The 17,783-nt window shown below is 64.5% G+C and carries 17 protein-coding genes; 10 read left to right on the forward strand and 7 right to left on the reverse strand.

The genetic code is table 11. From position 1 onward, the window contains the following. Nucleotides 1–23: 23 nt before the first annotated feature. From AC56LY_RS08645 to AC56LY_RS08660, 4 genes are all read right to left on the reverse strand, one after another. Nucleotides 24–761: an LrgB family protein gene (locus AC56LY_RS08645; protein ID WP_499578369.1), complete on the reverse strand. Its 738-nt coding sequence runs from the start codon at nt 759–761 to the stop codon at nt 24–26. After that, on the reverse strand, nt 754–1,110 hold the full coding sequence (locus tag AC56LY_RS08650; RefSeq protein WP_499578370.1) for a CidA/LrgA family protein: 357 nt from the start codon (nt 1,108–1,110) through the stop codon (nt 754–756). Before AC56LY_RS08650 ends, AC56LY_RS08645 begins: the two co-directional genes overlap by 8 nt. 66 nt (nt 1,111–1,176) lie before the next feature. After that, entirely contained in the window at nt 1,177–2,286 is a 1,110-nt protein-coding gene (gene hppD / locus AC56LY_RS08655; RefSeq protein WP_499578371.1) for a 4-hydroxyphenylpyruvate dioxygenase, read from the reverse strand. A gap of 33 nt (nt 2,287–2,319) precedes the next feature. Then, complete coding sequence (locus AC56LY_RS08660) at nt 2,320–3,225, reverse strand: LysR family transcriptional regulator (RefSeq protein ID WP_499578373.1); 906 nt, start codon at nt 3,223–3,225, stop codon at nt 2,320–2,322. 174 nt (nt 3,226–3,399) lie between these two features. Between AC56LY_RS08660 and hmgA the strand changes: the two genes are divergently transcribed. Further along, complete coding sequence (gene hmgA, locus AC56LY_RS08665) at nt 3,400–4,695, forward strand: homogentisate 1,2-dioxygenase (RefSeq protein ID WP_499578375.1); 1,296 nt, start codon at nt 3,400–3,402, stop codon at nt 4,693–4,695. Between the two features lie 17 nt (nt 4,696–4,712). On the opposite strand, the gene AC56LY_RS08670 is transcribed toward hmgA, so the two are convergent. Then, nucleotides 4,713–4,949: a hypothetical protein gene (locus AC56LY_RS08670; protein ID WP_499578377.1), complete on the reverse strand. Its 237-nt coding sequence runs from the start codon at nt 4,947–4,949 to the stop codon at nt 4,713–4,715. Between the two features lie 344 nt (nt 4,950–5,293). Between AC56LY_RS08670 and AC56LY_RS08675 the strand changes: the two genes are divergently transcribed. The 5 genes from AC56LY_RS08675 to AC56LY_RS08695 all read left to right on the forward strand — a co-directional run bounded on the left by AC56LY_RS08675 (nt 5,294) and on the right by AC56LY_RS08695 (nt 10,714). Next, entirely contained in the window at nt 5,294–6,619 is a 1,326-nt protein-coding gene (locus AC56LY_RS08675; RefSeq protein ID WP_499578379.1) for a hemolysin family protein, read from the forward strand. A gap of 17 nt (nt 6,620–6,636) precedes the next feature. Continuing rightward, nucleotides 6,637–7,455, forward strand: coding sequence for a prolipoprotein diacylglyceryl transferase family protein (locus AC56LY_RS08680; protein WP_499578381.1), 819 nt, complete (start codon nt 6,637–6,639; stop codon nt 7,453–7,455). A 43-nt stretch (nt 7,456–7,498) separates the two neighbouring features. Then, nucleotides 7,499–8,200, forward strand: coding sequence for an MBL fold metallo-hydrolase (locus AC56LY_RS08685; protein ID WP_499578383.1), 702 nt, complete (start codon nt 7,499–7,501; stop codon nt 8,198–8,200). Between the two features lie 322 nt (nt 8,201–8,522). Further along, nucleotides 8,523–9,881, forward strand: a complete 1,359-nt coding sequence (locus tag AC56LY_RS08690) for an amino acid permease (protein WP_499578385.1) — start codon at nt 8,523–8,525, stop codon at nt 9,879–9,881. Between the two features lie 164 nt (nt 9,882–10,045). Beyond that, nucleotides 10,046–10,714, forward strand: coding sequence for an outer membrane beta-barrel protein (locus tag AC56LY_RS08695; RefSeq protein WP_499578387.1), 669 nt, complete (start codon nt 10,046–10,048; stop codon nt 10,712–10,714). 144 nt (nt 10,715–10,858) lie between these two features. On the opposite strand, the gene AC56LY_RS08700 is transcribed toward AC56LY_RS08695, so the two are convergent. Then, nucleotides 10,859–11,416, reverse strand: coding sequence for a DinB family protein (locus AC56LY_RS08700; RefSeq protein WP_499578389.1), 558 nt, complete (start codon nt 11,414–11,416; stop codon nt 10,859–10,861). Nucleotides 11,417–11,658: 242 nt separating this feature from the next. Between AC56LY_RS08700 and AC56LY_RS08705 the strand changes: the two genes are divergently transcribed. The 4 genes from AC56LY_RS08705 to lpdA are packed head-to-tail and all read left to right on the forward strand — an operon-like array spanning nt 11,659 to nt 16,696. Continuing rightward, the gene (locus tag AC56LY_RS08705; protein WP_332532000.1) at nt 11,659–12,891 is read left to right on the forward strand and encodes a 3-methyl-2-oxobutanoate dehydrogenase (2-methylpropanoyl-transferring) subunit alpha; all 1,233 of its coding nucleotides are present in this window, start codon (nt 11,659–11,661) and stop codon (nt 12,889–12,891) included. 2 nt (nt 12,892–12,893) lie between these two features. Further along, nucleotides 12,894–13,940: an alpha-ketoacid dehydrogenase subunit beta gene (locus AC56LY_RS08710; protein ID WP_229424618.1), complete on the forward strand. Its 1,047-nt coding sequence runs from the start codon at nt 12,894–12,896 to the stop codon at nt 13,938–13,940. A 2-nt stretch (nt 13,941–13,942) separates the two neighbouring features. Beyond that, nucleotides 13,943–15,289: a dihydrolipoamide acetyltransferase family protein gene (locus AC56LY_RS08715; protein ID WP_499578391.1), complete on the forward strand. Its 1,347-nt coding sequence runs from the start codon at nt 13,943–13,945 to the stop codon at nt 15,287–15,289. Between the two features lie 3 nt (nt 15,290–15,292). Further along, complete coding sequence (lpdA, locus tag AC56LY_RS08720; RefSeq protein ID WP_499578393.1) at nt 15,293–16,696, forward strand: dihydrolipoyl dehydrogenase; 1,404 nt, start codon at nt 15,293–15,295, stop codon at nt 16,694–16,696. Between the two features lie 70 nt (nt 16,697–16,766). On the opposite strand, the gene AC56LY_RS08725 is transcribed toward lpdA, so the two are convergent. After that, complete coding sequence (locus AC56LY_RS08725; protein WP_499578395.1) at nt 16,767–17,402, reverse strand: TetR/AcrR family transcriptional regulator; 636 nt, start codon at nt 17,400–17,402, stop codon at nt 16,767–16,769. Between the last annotated feature and the right edge of the window lie 381 nt (nt 17,403–17,783).

The raw sequence follows: 17,783 nt of genomic DNA on the forward strand, positions 1-17,783 counted from the left end.
ATTGTGCGGCGCAGCGCAGGCTCCTACCCCAACCAGCGCGTCACGAGCGGTACCAGCCAGGGAGCAAGCAGCGCCGTCAACGCGCCATTCAGCCCCATCGCCAGCCCGGCAAATGCACCCATCTCGGGGCTGAGCTGGAACGCACGCGCCGTGCCGATCCCGTGCGCGGCCAGCCCCATGGCAAACCCGCGCGCCGCGTCCGAGCGTACGCGCAGCAGGTGAAACAGCCAGGTCGAGAATATGGCGCCAAAGATGCCCGTGCCAATCACCAGCGCAGCGGTCAAAGAAGGCAGGCCGCCCAGCCGCTGGGCCACTGCCATCGCAATTGGCGACGTGACCGACTTTGGTGCGAGCGTCGCGATCAGCGCGGGCGTGGCGCCCAGCCATTGCGCAACGACGACCACCGAGATGATGGCCGTTATGCAGCCAGCGAGCAGCGCCGCCGTGAGCGGCAGCCAGTGCTGGCGCAGGCGCGGCAGCTGGCGCACCAGCGGCACGGCCAGCGCCACCGTCGCCGGGCCTAGCAGGAAGTGGACGAACTGCGCGCCGGCAAAATAACGCTCGTACGACATGCCGGACAGGCTCAGGATGCCCACCACGATGGCAATCGCGATGGCGACGGGGTTGGCGATCGGCGCGCCTTTGCACCAGGCGCCGATCCGCTGCGCGGCCAGATAGGCGCACAGCGTCATGGTCAGGCCCAGCAAGGGCGAGGCCGCCAGGTAGACCCAGAATTGGTGCAGCTCAGCGAAATCAGGCATCGCGATCTTTCGCTGGTTCACCTTTCATGCCGCGTAGCAGCAGACCCGTGACGGCCAGCGCCAGCAGCGTGCTGACGACAACGGAGGCAACGATCGCCAGCCAGTGGCCACTGCCGCTGGCGGCAGCTACCACGATGCCCACGCCGGCCGGCACGAACAGCAGCGACAGATGCGCCAGCAGCGCGTTCGCGGCCTGTTCGACCAGCACGTGCAATTTGGGGAAGACGATCAGGGCAGCCACGAGCAGCAGCATGCCGGCGACGGGGCCGGGCAACGGCAGGCGCAGCACGAACACGACGCCCTCCCCCAGGCACTGAAATAACAACAACACCGCAAACGCCGCCAGCATGCTTTCTCCTTTACGCAAGACGGCGGCCAGAGGCCGCCGCAAACACGCAGGATAGCAAATTACGGATCAAGCGGCGGTGGTTGCCTCGCTGGCGGCGCCGATGGCACCACGCTTGACCTGGTCACGCTCGATCGACTCGAACAGCGCCTTGAAGTTGCCTTCGCCGAAGCCGTCGTCACCCTTGCGCTGGATGAATTCGAAGAACACCGGGCCCAGTTGCGCCACGCCGAAGATCTGCACCAGCAGGCGCGCCTTGCCGTCCGTGACCGTGCCGTCGAGCAGCAGGCCGCGCATCTTGAGCTGTTCGGCATCTTCGCCATGGCCCGGGATGCGCTCGTCGAGCATTTCGTAATACGTCTCGGGCGGCGCCGTCATCAAAGGCACGCCGGCTGCGCGCAGGCTGTCGACCGTGGCGATCAGGTCGTCGCTCAGCAGCGCGATGTGCTGAATGCCTTCGCCGTTGAACTGCATCAGGAATTCTTCGATCTGGCCGCCGCCCGCCTTGCCTTCTTCATTCAGCGGAATGCGGATCATGCCGTCCGGCGCCGTCATCGCCTTCGAGGTCAGGCCGGTGTACTCACCCTTGATGTCGAAGTAGCGGATTTCGCGGAAGTTGAACAATTTCTCGTAGAAGCCGGCCCAGTACGACATGCGGCCGCGGTACACATTATGCGTCAGGTGGTCGATGATCTTCAGGCCGTGGCCTTCAGGATTGCGCGGCACACCTTCGATGAAGCGGAAGTCGATGTCATAGATCGATTTGCCGATCGTGTCGCCCTCGTCGAAGCGGTCGATCAGGTACAGCGGCGCGCCGCCGATGCCGCGGATCGCCGGCAGGCGCAGCTCCATCGGGCCGGTCGGAATCTCGACCGCCTGGGCGCCCAGTTCCAGCGCTCTGGCATAGGCCTTGTGCGCATCGCGCACACGAAACGCCATGCCGCAGGCCGACGGGCCGTGCTCGGCCGCGAAGTAGGCGGCGTAGCTTTTCGGCTCGTTGTTGATGATGAAGTTGATGCCACCCTGGCGATACAGCGCGACATCCTTCGAGCGGTGCACGGCCACCTTGGTAAAGCCGAGCGCCTCGAACACGGGTTCGAGCACGCCCGGGGTTGGCGAAGCGAACTCGACGAACTCGAAGCCCATCAGGCCCATGGGATTGTCAAACAGGTCTGCCATTGTCTCTTCCTTTTATTCGTCCTACGTTGACGGTCATTCCGCGAACACGTCGGCCAGCAAACCACGCAACCACACATTGCCCGGATCCTGGTTGAAGCGGCGGTGCCAAAAAATATTCGTTTGCAGCGGCGGCAAGTCCAGTGGCGGCGTTGCCCATTCGAGCGCGAACGGCAGGCCGGCCCGTTCGGCCAGTTTTTGCGGCACCGTCACCACCAGGTCGCTCGAACTGACGATGTACGGCACCGCCGTGAAATGCGGCACCCGAAAGCGCGTGGCCGGCGCAATCCCGGACCTAGCCAGCACCGCGTTGACCCGGTCATACGGGCTGTCGGCCGCATCCACCAGCAAATGCTCGGCCGCGGCGAAGCGCGCCAGCGTCAGTTCGCCCTTGCCCAGTGGATGGCCCTTGCGGAACATCGTGACAAACGGCTGGCGAAACAGGTGCCGCTGGTACAGCGCATCGGACACATCCTCGAACGGGCCCACCGCCAGGTCGACCCGCCCGCCTTCCATTTCTTCTTTCAGCGTCGCCGCGCCCACACGCACCGAACTAAGTTCCACGTGCGGCGCCAGCTGCCGGCAGCGCTCGATCAGCGTCGGCATGAAGTACACCTCGCCGACATCGGTCATCGCCAGTACGAAGCGGCGGCTGCTCGTGCCCGGTTCGAACCGGCTGCGCTGGTTCAGCGCCAGTGCCACCTGCGCCATCGCCGCCCCGATCGGTTCGGCCATCTGCGTCGCCAGCGGCGTGGGCTGCATGCCGCTGGCCGTGCGCACGAACAGCTCGTCACCGAAAGCGCGCCGCAGCCGCGCCAGCGCATTGCTCACCGCCGACTGGCTCAGGCCGAGGCGGCGGGCGGCACTGGAAATCTGGCGCTCCCGATAGACTTCCTGGAACACGGACAGCAGGTTCAAGTCGATGGTGCGCGGTTCGATCATGGGTTTTCAAGGTTGCCGGCGCATTGTCCATGCGCGGTGGTGGTGGAGGCCAGCAGTATTCATGGAATCAATAGTCTACATTTTTCTATTCATCTCGTAAAACTGGGCGGATTATTCTAGAGTGGCGCCATCGACCAGCAATTGCACGCCTACACCTGTTCCAGGAGACACAGCATGACCCACCCGTCCGGTTACCTGTCCGGCTTCGGCAACGAATTCGCCACCGAAGCGCTGCCCGGCGCCCTGCCGCAGCACCGCAATTCGCCGCAGCAAGTGGCCTACGGACTGTATGCCGAGCAAATTTCCGGCACCGCGTTCACCGCCCCGCGCAGCCATAACCGGCGCTCGTGGCTGTACCGGATCCGCCCGGCCGCCGTGCATGGCAGCTTCGTGCCGCTGGATGCGCCGCGCCTGGTCAGCCGTTTCGACAATGCCGCGCCGCCGAATCAGTTGCGCTGGAGTCCGCTACCGATGCCGACAACCCCGACCGATTTCGTCGACGGCTGGGTGACCATGGCGGGCAATGGCTCGGCCGAGGCGATGACGGGCTGCGCCGTGCACCTGTACGCGGCCAACCGATCGATGGACGGCCGCTACTTCTACAATGCCGACGCCGAACTGCTGATCGTGCCGCAACTGGGGCACCTGCGCATCGCCACCGAACTGGGTGTGCTCGACGTCGAGCCGCAGGAAATCGCCGTGATCCCACGCGGGGTGCGCTTCCAGGTGACGCTGCCCGATGGCGAGGCGCGCGGCTACCTGTGCGAGAACTTCGGCGCGCTGCTGCAATTGCCCGACATGGGCCCGATCGGCTCGAATGGCCTGGCCAACCCGCGTGACTTTCTGACGCCGATTGCGCAGTATGAAGATATCGAAGGCGATTTCGAGCTGGTCACCAAGTTTGGCGGGCGGCTCTGGCGCGCACCGATCGACCACTCGCCGCTGGACGTGGTGGCGTGGCACGGCAATTACGCGCCCTATAAATATGATCTGCGCCATTTCAACGCCATCGGTTCGATCAGCTACGACCACCCGGACCCGTCGATCTTCCTCGTCCTGCAGGCGCCGTCGGACACGCCGGGCGTCGATACGCTCGACTTCGTGATCTTCCCGCCGCGCTGGCTGGTGGCCGAGGACACGTTCCGGCCGCCCTGGTTCCACCGCAACGTGGCCAGCGAGTTCATGGGCTTGATCCATGGTGCCTATGATGCCAAGGCGGACGGCTTCGTGCCGGGCGGTTCAAGCGTGCACAACTGCATGAGCGGGCATGGCCCGGATGCGGCAACGTTCGACAAGGCCAGCAGCGCGGATACACGCCAGCCGCACAAGGTGGGCGACACGATGGCGTTCATGTTCGAGACGCGCAATGTGCTGGTGCCCACCGAGCAGGCGCTGGCGTCACCGCAGTTGCAGGGGGATTATCAGCAGTGTTGGGCCGGCATCACCAAGCGCTTCCGTACAACGCCTTGAGACGAGCCCGCCCGCCATCAGGGAATGGTCCAGTCCAGCCCGAGCTTGCGGACCAGTAACAGCGTCAGGTAGCCCAGCACCGCGAGCAGGACCACGAAGATAAGGACGACCTTGGCCACGCCGATCACGAGCGTGCGCCGGTCCATGCCTTTTTCTTTCTTGCCCTGGTCGTAGTGCCATTTGATGGCGAAGAACATGCCTGTGCCGAGCACGAGCGCTTTGAACGTAAAGAAGACGATCGGGAACCATTCCATTGTTTTGCGTATTTCCTGGCTGTTGTTGAGACTGAGCCCGTGGCGGCCAATGCGCGCCAGGGCAATCTCTGAGGATACTCCTTAACCGCCCCGCCCATACCCGGACAAAATGTCCCACTCAGGGACGATCGTAGGGTGGACGGGTTCCCCGTCCACGCGTTCGCGGGTCGACCACCGCAATACGGAGCCGCATGAATTCGAACGCGTGGACGGCATAGCCGTCCGCCCTACCGTACGTCAACGCGCCCCCACATTTTTGTCATTTATGCCATGATTCGTCCGTACGCCATGGTGGCGGACCCGGCCACGGCCCGGAATGCCCGGCCATAGGCCTTCTGCTTGTCATGTCAGATATATTGATCATCCTCGTTCTGATCCTGTTGAACGGGGTGTTCGCGATGAGCGAACTGGCGCTCGTCTCTGCAAAACGCATGCGGCTCGAACGGCGCGCACAAGAAGGCAGCCGTGGCGCGCGCAGCGCCATCGCACTGGCCGACAACCCGAGTCATTTTCTTTCCACCGTCCAGGTCGGCATCACGCTGATCGGCATCTTTACCGGTGCCTTCGGTGAAGCCTCGCTCGTCACGCGCCTGCAGCCGCAGATCGAAATGGTGGGCTTTCTTGCCCCCTACGCCTACGAAATCGCGCTGTTCATCGTCGTGCTGGCCATCACATTCGTGTCGATCGTGCTGGGTGAACTGGTCCCGAAACGTATCGCGATGCGCCATCCCGAGACGATGGCAACGTTGATTGCCCCGCCACTGTCGGCCCTGTCACTGATCATGTCGCCGTTCGTCAAGGTGCTGTCGCTGACGACCGAGGCGATCGTGCGCCTGTTTGGCATCCACGATGCCAAAGAGGAAGCGCCGACCGAAGAAGACATCGCCGGCATGTTCAAGGAAGGCACCGACGCCGGCCTGTTCGAAAAGACCGAATACGACATCGTCTCGCGCGCGCTGCGCCTGGACGACCGGCACCTGAAAGCGTTGATGACGCCGCGCGTCGACCTGATCATGATCGACCTGGATGCCGAACGCCGCGACACGCTCGAACTGATCGCCTGCCACACTTACAGCCGCTTCCCGGTCTACCGTGGCGACCGCGCCCAGATCCTGGGCTTCGTGAAGGTACGCGACCTGCTGGCGCAGTCAGTGCGCCATGGCTCGCTCGAGGCGGTCAATATCGAGCACGCCGTGCAGGACGTGCTGTTCGTGCCCGAAACCGTCGGCGCGATGGTGCTGCTCGAGCTGTTCAAGAAAAACCGGGCCGAACTGGCGCTGATCGTCGACGAGTATGGCGACATCCAGGGCATGGTCACGCTGTCGGATGTGATGAGCGCGCTGGTGGGCGACGTCACCGTCAACGGCGAAGAAACCGATCCCGACGCCGTCCAGCGCCAGGATGGCAGCTGGCTGCTCGATGGCGGCGTGGATCTGGACCGTTTCCGCGATGTCTTCAATACCACCGAACGCTTCCCGGACGAAGAACTGGGCGCGTACCACACGCTGGCCGGCTTCGTGCTGTACCAGTTCGGGTATATCCCGAAAGCGTCCGAGTCGTTCGACTGGAATGGCTATCGCATCGAAGTGGTCGACATGGACGGCAACCGGATCGACAAGCTCTTGATCGAACAGCTCGCCCAGCCCGAAGCGGCACCGGACGAAGAGTGAGCGGCGCGCTAGCGTAGATGGATGCTATCCGGCTGGGGCCACTGTACATCCCGATCGCCGTCGCCCTGTCACTGGCGGCGGTCCTGGCGGGCACGCTGGTTGCCGAATGGTTCCAGCGCCGGCGCGGCATCGATCCGGGCACGACGCTGTGGCGCATGATCGCGGCCGGCTTTATTTCGGCCCGTCTCGCATTCGTCCTCAAGCACCATGCGATCTATCTGGCCGCACCCTTGAGCGTGTTCGATATTCGCGACGGCGGCTTTGCATCGGTGGCCGGTCTGATCGCCGCCTGCGCGGTCGGGGCCGAGCTCACGCGCCGTCATGCGGCGCTACGGCGGCCCGTGCTGGCATGCGTGCTGGCGGGCTGCACGGTCTGGTTCGGTGGCACGCTGCTGAATCAGGCACTCACGCCCGCCCACACGCCGCTGCCGGACGTCATGGTGCGCCAGCTCGACGGCCGCGAAGTCGCGCTGCGCAGCGTCGCCGACCGGCCGGTCGTGCTTAACCTGTGGGCCACCTGGTGTCCGCCCTGCCGGCGCGAAATGCCGGCCCTGATGGCGGCGCAGGCCGCTCACCCGGAGATCGCGTTCGTGCTGGCCAACCAGGGCGAGTCGGCCGCCACCGTAACCGCGTACATCGAGCGCGAGCGCCTGCCGGTGTCAGTGCAGTCGAGCACGATCGTGCTGGACCCGGGCAGCCAGGTCGCTGCGCGGCTTGGCGCGGCCGGCATGCCGACGACGCTGTTCTACGATGCGGCAGGCCGCGTGCGCACGCGCCATGTGGGCGAACTCTCGCCGGCGACACTGGCCGACAAGCTGGCCACGATCCGGCCCTGAGCCACGTTTGTGGTACAACATGGGCGCTACCGAGGAACCCATCATGCAACTGAACCCGATCCAGCTGTTCGACGCCGAGTCGTCGACCTTCACGTATATCCTGGCCGCGCCCGGCGCCGTCGATGCGGCCATCATCGACCCGGTCGACCGCCACTTCGAGCGCGACCTGGCGCACCTCGAACGGCTTGGCCTGCGCCTGACACACGTGTTCGAAACGCACGCGCATGCCGATCACGTCACGTCCGCCGGACGGCTGCGTGCCCACACGGGCGCGAAGGCGTGCGCGCCGGGCGGCTGCGGCATCGCGCCGGCCGAAATCCAGCTGCAGGACGGCGACCGGATCGGCTTTGCCGATGGTGAAGAGATTGCCGTGATCCATACGCCGGGCCACACGGCCGGCAGCATGTGCTACCTGTGGCGTGGCAACCTGTTCAGTGGCGACACGCTGCTGATCGGCGGCTGCGGCCGTACCGACTTTCAGGGCGGCAGCGCGGGCGACCTGTATGACAGTGTCACCGGCAAACTGTTCACGCTCGACGGGACCACGCGGGTCTGGCCCGGCCATGATTACAAGGGCCAGTCGGTCTCGACCATTGGCTGGGAACGCGCGCACAATGCCCGTCTGGCCGGCCGCGCGCGCCCTGACTTCATCGCGCTGATGTCGGCGCTCGACCTCCCACGGCCCGGCCTGATGGATGTTGCTGTACCAGCCAATCGCAACCTGGGACTGGCGCACGGCGTGTGATTGCCACAAGCGAAAAAAAAGCGCGGCCGAAGCCGCGCCTGTCGAACCGTCACCCAATCAGTGACGGTTCGTGCTTTGGTACTTAATAACGCCAGGTCTTCTTTTGCGCGACCGGGCGCTTCATGACCTTGGTCTGAAATTGCTTCCACAGCAGGCCCGCCAGGGCCATCATGATCATCTTGCGCATGCTTGTCTCCAGTGAGTGTCGGCGAATTGCCATCATCATCAGCATAGCGTGACAATCGAAACCGTGGCGCGAGTTTGCCGCGCCCCGCCAATGCAGTAGAATCCCTGTCTTTATAGCAAGATCAAGAAACCGACGATGGACGACGGGCACCACCAACTCAAGCGCGGACTCAAGAACCGCCACATCCAGCTGATCGCCCTGGGCGGCGCGATCGGCACCGGCCTGTTCCTCGGCATCGCTTCGACCATCCAGATGGCCGGTCCCTCGGTGCTGCTCGGGTATGCCATTGCCGGCGCGGTCGCGTTCCTGATCATGCGCCAGCTGGGCGAGATGATCGTGGCCGAACCGGTGGCCGGCTCGTTCAGCCACTTCGCCGACAAGTATTGCGGGCGCCGGGCCGGCTTCGTGTCGGGCTGGAATTACTGGGTCATGTACATCCTCGTCAGCCTCGCCGAACTGACGGCGCTCGGTATCTATATGCAGTACTGGTTCCCGGAACTGCCGACGTGGGTCTCGGCGCTCGGTTTCTTTGTGCTCGTCAACCTGCTCAGCCTGTTGAACGTGAAAGCGTTCGGCGAGCTGGAATTCTGGTTTGCCGTCATCAAGGTAGCGGCCGTGGTCGGCATGATCGTGTTTGGCCTGTACCTGTTGATCGGCGGCGGCGCCGGCCCCGAAGCGGGCGTGTCCAACCTGTGGCGCCATGGTGGCTTCTTCCCCAATGGCGTGGGCGGTCTGGCCATGGCCATGGCGGTGATCATGTTTTCGTTCGGCGGGCTGGAACTGATCGGCATCACCGCCGCCGAAGCGGACGATCCGTCGCGCACGATTCCGCGCGCGACCAATAACGCGCTGTACCGCATCCTGATTTTCTACATCGGCGCGCTGGCCGTGCTGCTGATGCTGTTCCCGTGGCAGAAAGTCGTCACCGGCGGCAGCCCGTTCGTGCTGATCTTCGCCGCGCTCGACAATGGCTGGGTCGCCAACGTCCTGAACCTGGTCGTGCTGACGGCCGCGCTGTCGGTCTACAACGGCTGCGTGTATGCCAACAGCCGCATGCTGTTCGGCCTGGCCGCGCAAGGCAATGCGCCGCGCGCGCTGATGCGGACCAATGCACGGGGCGTGCCGCTCAATGCGCTGGCCGTGTCGGCCATTGCCACCGGTTCGGCCATTCTGATCAATTACTTCCTGCCGGAAGAAGCGCTCGGCATGGTGATGAGCCTGGCCGTCGCCGCGCTCGTCATCAACTGGGCGATGATTTCGTGGAGCCACCTGCGCTTCCGGCGCAGCAAGGACAAAGCAGGCGCGGCGACGCTGTTCCGCAGTCCGTGGTTCCCGCTGTCGAACTATATCTGCCTGGCGTTCGTCGCCATCCTGCTCGTGATCATGGCGATCACGCCGGGGCTGCGCATCTCGGTCATCCTGATCCCGATCTGGCTGGCGCTGCTGGGCCTGGGGTTCTGGCTGCGCGAGCGGCGCGCCGCTCTGACGGAATAAGCTGGGGTTCGCTGTGCTATCGACGGCGCAGCAACGGCTGTTGTGCGCGCACAGGACGCCCGCCCGTTGACCGGGTGTGTGGCGAAACTGGTATTTACAGCACGCGAAAAAGCTGTAAAGTGATTGGCTGTTCTGCTCTGTAGTTCCATTGCCAAAGGACTGCCATGAACCAGCCTTTCAAGTCGCGCTACGTCACCTACGTCACCTATCTCACCGCAGTCCTGTTGCTGGCGCCGTTGGCGGCACTCGCCCAGGACGAAGCAGCCTTCTACGCCAGCGCTTACGGGGGCGTCCCCGCAGCGCCATCGACAAGCTTTTCGGAGTTCCGTCCTACCGGTCCCGGTGTGGGAGGCACGGCCAAATTTGGTGGCGGTCTTGGTTTCGGCGCCGCCGTGGGTCGTCGCTTTGGCAACGGGTGGGCCGTCGAGCTGGCGTTGGACGAGCGCGGCAATTACCTCAGGCGCGTCGGTGGTGTCGAAGTCGATGGCAACATCTTTTCGGAATTGGTCCTCTTGAACGCGTACTACCGCTTTCCGGCCCGCGGCGCGTTACGTCCGTTCATCGGCGCGGGTCTAGGCTACGTGATCGGACTGGATATCGACGTTGACCGCAACGGGTCCGAGCAGGAGTATTCGCGCAAAGGCGGCGTGGCGGTACAAGCCATCGTGGGCGCCGAGTACATCCTCGCACCCCGCTGGCGCCTGAGCGGCGATGCGCGCTGGACTGGCGTCGACAGTGGCACGTTCAAGGCCTCTGATGCTGGCAATGTATTGATCGGCAAGCCGAAATATCGACCTGCCTCGCTCAATTTCGGCATCACCTATCTGTTCTGAGCGGCCCGAGGCAAGTCCAACCGCCTTTCAGCGGCCTGCTTCGCTCGATGAATGTGCTGCATAGCATTTGAGCACCACCTTCCCGCTTCAGCAGGTTGGCGCTGCCGGGCCTGGGGTTCTGGCTGCGCGAGCGGCGCGCCAGCGTCACGCAGGCGGCTGGTCCCCGATCAGCACCAGCAGGTCGGTCACGCCGATGTCGGCGCCGGCCTGCGTCAGCAAGGTGCTGGCCTGGCCGCGGTGATGGGTCTGGTGATTGAAGAAGTGCAGCAGCAGGCTGCCGAACGGCTTGCAGAACGAGGCGCCACGCGTGTTGCGGTAAGCCAGCACGTGGGCCAGATCGGCCGCCGTTACCTCGGCCGCCAGCGCCATGATGATCCCGTCGATCCGCTCGCGCTGCACGCGCAGCAGCGCCAGGCTGTCCCCGTACGACTGACGCAAGTCGCTGGGGGTCGCCGCGCCACGTAGCGTCTCGAGCGCGCGAAAGTCGCTCGCATGGCCAGCAAAGCGTGACAGCCAGATGCTGTCGCCTGCAACCAGATGGTTCAGCGTTCCCAGCAATGATCCAAAGAAGGCACCCCGCTCGGCGGTAACCAGCTCATGCGGCAAGGTCGAGGCCGCGTCGTACAGCTGGCGGTTCATCGTCGCGTTGTAACGTGCCAGCAGAAGGATGTCGTCGCAGGTCGGCATGATGCCTCCGGTCATGGGAGAAGCTCGATTCTCTCACCCGCGCGTCTTTCCTTCGAAAATTAGATTGCTGCATCGCGTTGCCCGCACTGCCTGGCCACAAACACAGCATGACGCTGCACGATCCCGCCGTTTCGTCTTCGAGCGCCGCTCCCGTATGGTGCATAGCAATATGAAAATATTTCGCCGCAGTTGACGTAAACGTCAATCAGCACGCTATGATCTTCATGCTGCACACCACCTCACAAGGGAAAGCACATATGAGCCAGAGCAATCCTCTGTCGCTGCACGTACCGGAGCCTACCGGCCGTCCGGGCTGCAAGACCGATTTTACGTACCTCCAGTTGACCCCTGCCGGCGCTGTACGGCGCCCGCCCATCGACGTGGCCCCGCTCGAGACGAGCGACATGGCCCAGCAACTCATCCGCGTGCTCGACGAGCACGGCAACGCCGTCGGCCCTTGGGCCGAAGCGCCCGACCGCGACCTGCTGCGCTTCGGCCTGCGCACGATGATGAAAACCCGAATTTTCGATGCGCGCATGGTCATCGCCCAGCGCCAGAAAAAAATGTCGTTCTACATGATCAGCCTCGGCGAAGAAGCGATCGGCACCGCCCACGCGCTCGCGCTGCAGGACGGCGACATGAATTTCCCGACCTACCGCCAGCAAAGCCTGTTGATGGCACGTGAAGTGCCGCTGGTCGACATGATCTGCCAGTTGCTGTCGAACGAGCGCGATCCCCTCAAGGGGCGCCAGTTGCCGGTGATGTACTCGGTGCGCAGCGCCGGGTTCTTCACGATCTCGGGCAACCTCGCCACCCAGTACCCGCAAGCGGTCGGCTGGGCCATGGCCTCGGCCATCAAGGGCGACACCAAGATTGCGTCGGCCTGGATCGGCGACGGGGCCACCGCCGAATCGGATTTCTCGACCGCCCTCACCTTTGCGCACGTGTACCGCGCGCCGGTCATCCTCAACGTGGTCAACAACCAGTGGGCCATCTCGAGCTTCCAGGCGATTGCCGGCGGCGAGAGCGTGACCTTCGCCACCCGTGGCGTCGGCAGTGGCATCGCGTCGCTGCGCGTCGATGGCAACGATTTTCTGGCCGTACTGGCAGCCTCGCGCTGGGCCGCCGAACGCGCGCGCAGCAACCTGGGCCCGACGCTGATCGAATGGGTCACCTACCGCGCCGGCCCGCACTCGACGTCGGACGATCCGGCGCGCTACCGCCCGGCTGACGATTACGCCCGCTTCCCGCTGGGCGACCCGATCGCCCGCCTGCGCCAGTACCTGACCAACCTGGGCTGGTGGTCGGACGAAGAGCACGACGCGACGCACACGGCGCTCGAAGCCGAGATCCTGGCCGCGCAAAAAGAAGCCGAGAGTTTCGGCATCCTGGGCGACGAGCGCGCACCGAGCGCCGCGACGATGTTCGAGGACGTTTATAAAGACATGCCGGAGCACCTGCGCCGTCAGCGTCAACAGCTGGGGGTATGAGCATGGCACGCGACGATTTACCAAAAGATGCGGCCACCGTGCCGATGACCATGATCCAGGCGCTGCGCTCGGCCATGGACGTGATGATGGAACGCGATGACAACGTCGTGGTGTATGGCCAGGACGTCGGCTATTTCGGCGGCGTGTTCCGTGTGACTGACGGCTTGCAGGCGAAGTACGGCAAATCGCGCGCATTCGACGCGCCGATTTCCGAAGGCGGCATCGTCGGCACCGCGGTCGGCATGGCCGCGTACGGCCTGCGCCCGGTGGTCGAGATCCAGTTTGCCGATTATTTTTATCCGGCGACCGACCAGATCGTGTCCGAAGCAGCGCGCCTGCGCTACCGCTCGGCCGGCGAATTCACGGCCTCGATGGTGATCCGCATGCCTTGCGGCGGCGGCATCTATGGCGGCCAGACCCACAGCCAGAGTCCGGAGGCGTTCTTCACCCACGTGTGCGGCCTGCGCACGGTAATGCCGTCAAATCCGTACGACGCCAAGGGCCTGCTGATCGCGTCGATCGAGAACGACGATCCGGTGATCTTCCTGGAACCCAAGCGCCTGTACAACGGCCCGTTCGACGGCCATCATGATCGCCCTGTCGTGCCATGGTCGGGCCACCCGAAGGGTGATGTCCCGACCGGCTACTACACGGTCGAGCTGGACAAGGCAGCCATCGTCCGCCCCGGCAACGACGTCACCGTCATCGCCTACGGCACCATGGTCTGGGTGGCTGAAGCTGCCGCCCGTGAATCGGGCGTCGATGCCGAAGTGATCGACCTGCGCAGCATCTGGCCGCTCGACCTGGACACGCTCGTCAAGTCGGTGCAAAAGACGGGCCGCTGCGTCATCGTGCATGAAGCCACGCAGACGAGCGGCTTCGGCGCCGAACTGGCCGCGCTGATTCAGGAACATTGTTTCTACCAGCTGGAAGCGCCGATCGGGCGCGTGGCCGGCTGGGACACCCCGTATCCGCATGCGCAGGAATGGGCTTACTTTCCAGGGCCCGACCGTGTCGGCGCGGCCCTGAAACGCGTGATGGAGGGTTGATCATGGGGATTCATGTCATCAAGATGCCGGACCTGGGCGAAGGCATCGCTGAAGTGGAAGTGGTCGCCTGGCACGTGCAGCCGGGCGACACGGTGCGCGAAGACCAGGTGCTGGCCGACGTCATGACCGACAAGGCGACGGTGGAAATTCCGTCGCCCGTCGCCGGGACGATCACGAGCCTGGGCGGCGCAATCGGCCAGTCGCTGGCCGTGGGCGCCGAACTGATCCGCCTTGAGGTCGCCGGCGCCGGCAACATCAGCGCCGACAAGGCGCGCAAGGAACCGGTGCAATCCGGGGCGGCCACCGCTCCGGCCGAGGAAGTCGCCGAACCGCAGCTCGAGGCCGTGGCAGCGCATGCATCAGCCGCGCCAGTGTCAGCGCCAGCGCCCGCCGCAGCACCGGCGAAGCCAGCGCCAGCGAAATCCGCACCCGCGCGGGCCACGTCCGGCGCGCCACTACGCGCCGACGGCGAAAAACCGCTGGCCCCACCAGCCGTGCGCCAGCGTGCCTGGGATCTGGGCGTCGAGCTGCAGTTCGTGCCCGGCAGCGGGCCAGCAGGCCGCATCACGCACGCCGATCTGGATGCCCACGTGGCCGGGCGCCGCGGTGGCGCGGCCAATGGCGCGATGGACGAGCGCTACGCCGAACAGCACGGCGAACACGCAACGCAGATCATTGGCCTGCGCCGCAAGATCGCCGAGAAGATGCAGGAAGCCAAGCGCAACATCCCGCACTTCACCTACGTCGAAGAAGTCGACGTGACCGAACTCGAAGCGCTGCGCCTGCAACTCAATGCCCGCTATGGCCAGGAACGCGGCAAGCTCACGCTGCTGCCGCTGCTGATGCGCGCCGTCGTGCTGGCGCTGCGCAGCTATCCGATGATGAGCTCGCGCTATGACGACGAGGCCAACACGTTGACGACCTACGACGCGGCCCACATCGGCATCGCGGCGCAGACCGAATCGGGCCTGATGGTGCCGGTCGTGCGTCACGCCGAATCGCGCGACCCATGGTCGAGCGCCGCCGAAATCGCCCGCCTGGCCGAAGCCGCCCGCAGCGGCAAGGCCACGCGCGACGAGCTGACCGGCTCAACGATCACGATCACGAGCCTGGGCGCGCTGGGCGGCATCGTCACGACGCCCGTCATCAACCGGCCCGAGGTCGCCATCGTCGGTGTCAACCGCATCGTCGACCGCCCCGTCATTCGTGACGGCGCGATGGTGGCGCGCAAGATGATGAACCTGTCGTCGTCGTTCGACCACCGCGTCATCGACGGCATGGTGGCCGCCCAGTTCGTGCAGTCGATCCGGGGTTACCTCGAATTTCCTGCCACCCTGTTCGTGGAGTAAGCGATGGAGACGATCAATACGACACTCCTGATCATTGGTGGCGGCCCGGCCGGCTACGTTGCGGGCATCCGCGCCGGCCAGCTGGGCATCCCCACCGTTCTCGTCGAAGGCGCGCAGCCGGGCGGCACCTGCCTGAACATCGGCTGCATTCCGTCCAAGGCGCTGATCCATGCGGCTGACGAGTACGCCAAGACCGTGCACTACGCGGCGCAAACGTCGCCCCTGGGGATCAGGGTCGACGCGCCCAGCATCGACCTCGAAAAAACGGTGGCCTGGAAAGACGGCATCGTCAAGCGCCTGACCGGCGGCGTGGGCGCGCTGCTCAAGAAACAGGGCGTGCGCGTGGTACGCGGCTGGGCGCGCGTCCTCGACGGCAAGACGGTCGAGGTACAGCCGCACGAGGGCAGCGGGCAAGAGCCGGTACGCATCCGCTGCGAACACCTGCTGCTGGCGAGCGGCTCGCACGCCGTCGAACTGCCGTTCATGCCGTTCGGCGGACCGGTGATTTCGTCGACCGAGGCGCTGTCACTGTGCGAAGTGCCGCGCCGCATGGTGGTGGTCGGCGCCGGTTATATCGGGTTGGAGCTGGGTACCGCGTTTCGCAAGCTGGGCAGCCAGGTCACCGTGGTCGAGGCGGCCGAGCGCATCCTGCCGGCCTACGATGCGGACCTCGTCAAACCCGTGGCTAGTTCACTCGAACGCCTTGGCGTTGACGTGCGCCTGGCCACGTCGGTGCTCGGCATGGAGGGCGAGCGGGTCAAGGTACGCGACGCGTCGGGCGTCGAAGCGTATCTCGAAGCCGATCGCGTGCTGGTGGCCGTGGGGCGCAAGCCGGCAACCACCGGCTGGGGTCTCGAACACCTGATGCTCGACATGAACGGGCGTGCGGTCAAGGTCGACGAGCAATGCCGCACGTCGATGCGCAATGTCTGGGCGATCGGCGACCTGACGGGTGAACCGATGCTGGCCCACCGCGCCATGGCGCAGGGCGAGATGGTCGCGGAGATCATCGCTGGCAAGCGACGCTGGTTCCATCCGGCGGCCATCCCGGCCGTCTGCTACACGGATCCCGAGATCGTGGTGGCCGGCATGTCCCCTGGCGAAGCGGCAGCGGCGGGGATCGACGCCATCAGCGCGAGCTTCCCGTTCAGCGCCAACGGGCGGGCGATGACGATCGAGAGCACCGACGGTTTTGTCCGCGTCGTTGCGCGCAAGGACAATCACCTGATCCTGGGCTGGCAGGCAGTTGGCGTCGGCGTGGCCGAACTGGCCGCGGGCTTCACGCAGTCGATCGAGCTGGGCGCGCAACTGGAAGACGTGGCGCGCACGATCCACGCCCATCCTACTCTCGGTGAAGCGGTGCAGGAAGCAGCGCTGCGCGCGCTGGGCCACGCACTGCACATCTGAAGCAGTCGCCGTCCCGTACCGGGGCAGCGCCGGGAGGCCAGGCCATACGTGCTGGCCGCTCGATCCGGACTCAGTCCACGACAGGCGCCGCCGCAGGTCGCCGGTTCACCAGCACGGTGCCCAGGCGCAGTGCTGTGGCCACCGCCTGATCAATCGGCGGCGTGTAGCCACACGCAATCCAGCGCATTGCTATATGGATCACACCACCAATCACCCCCGCCTGCAGCAATTCGTCGTCCAGCGCTTCCGGTGCCAGCAGACGTGCTACTGCCTTGCCGATATCGCGCAGTGAATCGTCGAACGTACGGTCCACGGCAACGCTGACGCCACGTATTTCCACGAGGAAGACGCGGGCTGAACGTGGCTCGCTCTGTAGAAGAGAGAAATAAGCGTAGAGCATGGCTCGAGCCAGCGCAACCTTGCCGCCGCGCGTCGAATCGCCAACGTGCAGAATTTGTTTCAGCACCGAATTCGTCACGAAACTGTAGCAATCGATCAAGAGCGCTTCGCTGTTCGCGAACGATTCGTAGAAGTACCGCTCCGTGAGACCAGCAGCGTCGCAAACAGCCTTGACGGTCGCATTGTGATAGCCGCGCTCGCCATATACGCTGATCGCGCCGGCAATCAGCCGGCTGCGTCGATCGGCGCGACGTTGTTCCGGCGTCTGTCCGCGATAGGAGCGGGAGTTGGATAGCTCTTGAGTCATTGCAACATTCTGACACATTATCACTAAAAATGATGACAGTCAGCCATGTCAGTACGGTGACAAACTCAGGCTTGAACTGAATCGTACCCTAGCCAGCTCATCCTTAGAGGATTGGCAGGCGTTGCAACTGCCGTGAAATAGTGTAATGGAGATTGGAAGACTGGCTACCCCCGCTAAAGGCACGCGAAAGATGAAGTGACGTGTTCAGGGCATTATTTTGGCAATGTGCCATGCTTCTTGAGCAGATTGCGTTATCAGGGAAGCAATCGCTGCATAGAGACTCCAGTCACCGAGTGTTCGTCAGCGCGTGCTTGCACTGGCCTGTGGCGGGAGTTGTCGATAGGAGAGCACGTACGGCAATGCACCAGGCGGCGCATTGCC

The organism is Telluria sp. ZT3P25 (assembly GCF_059685895.1).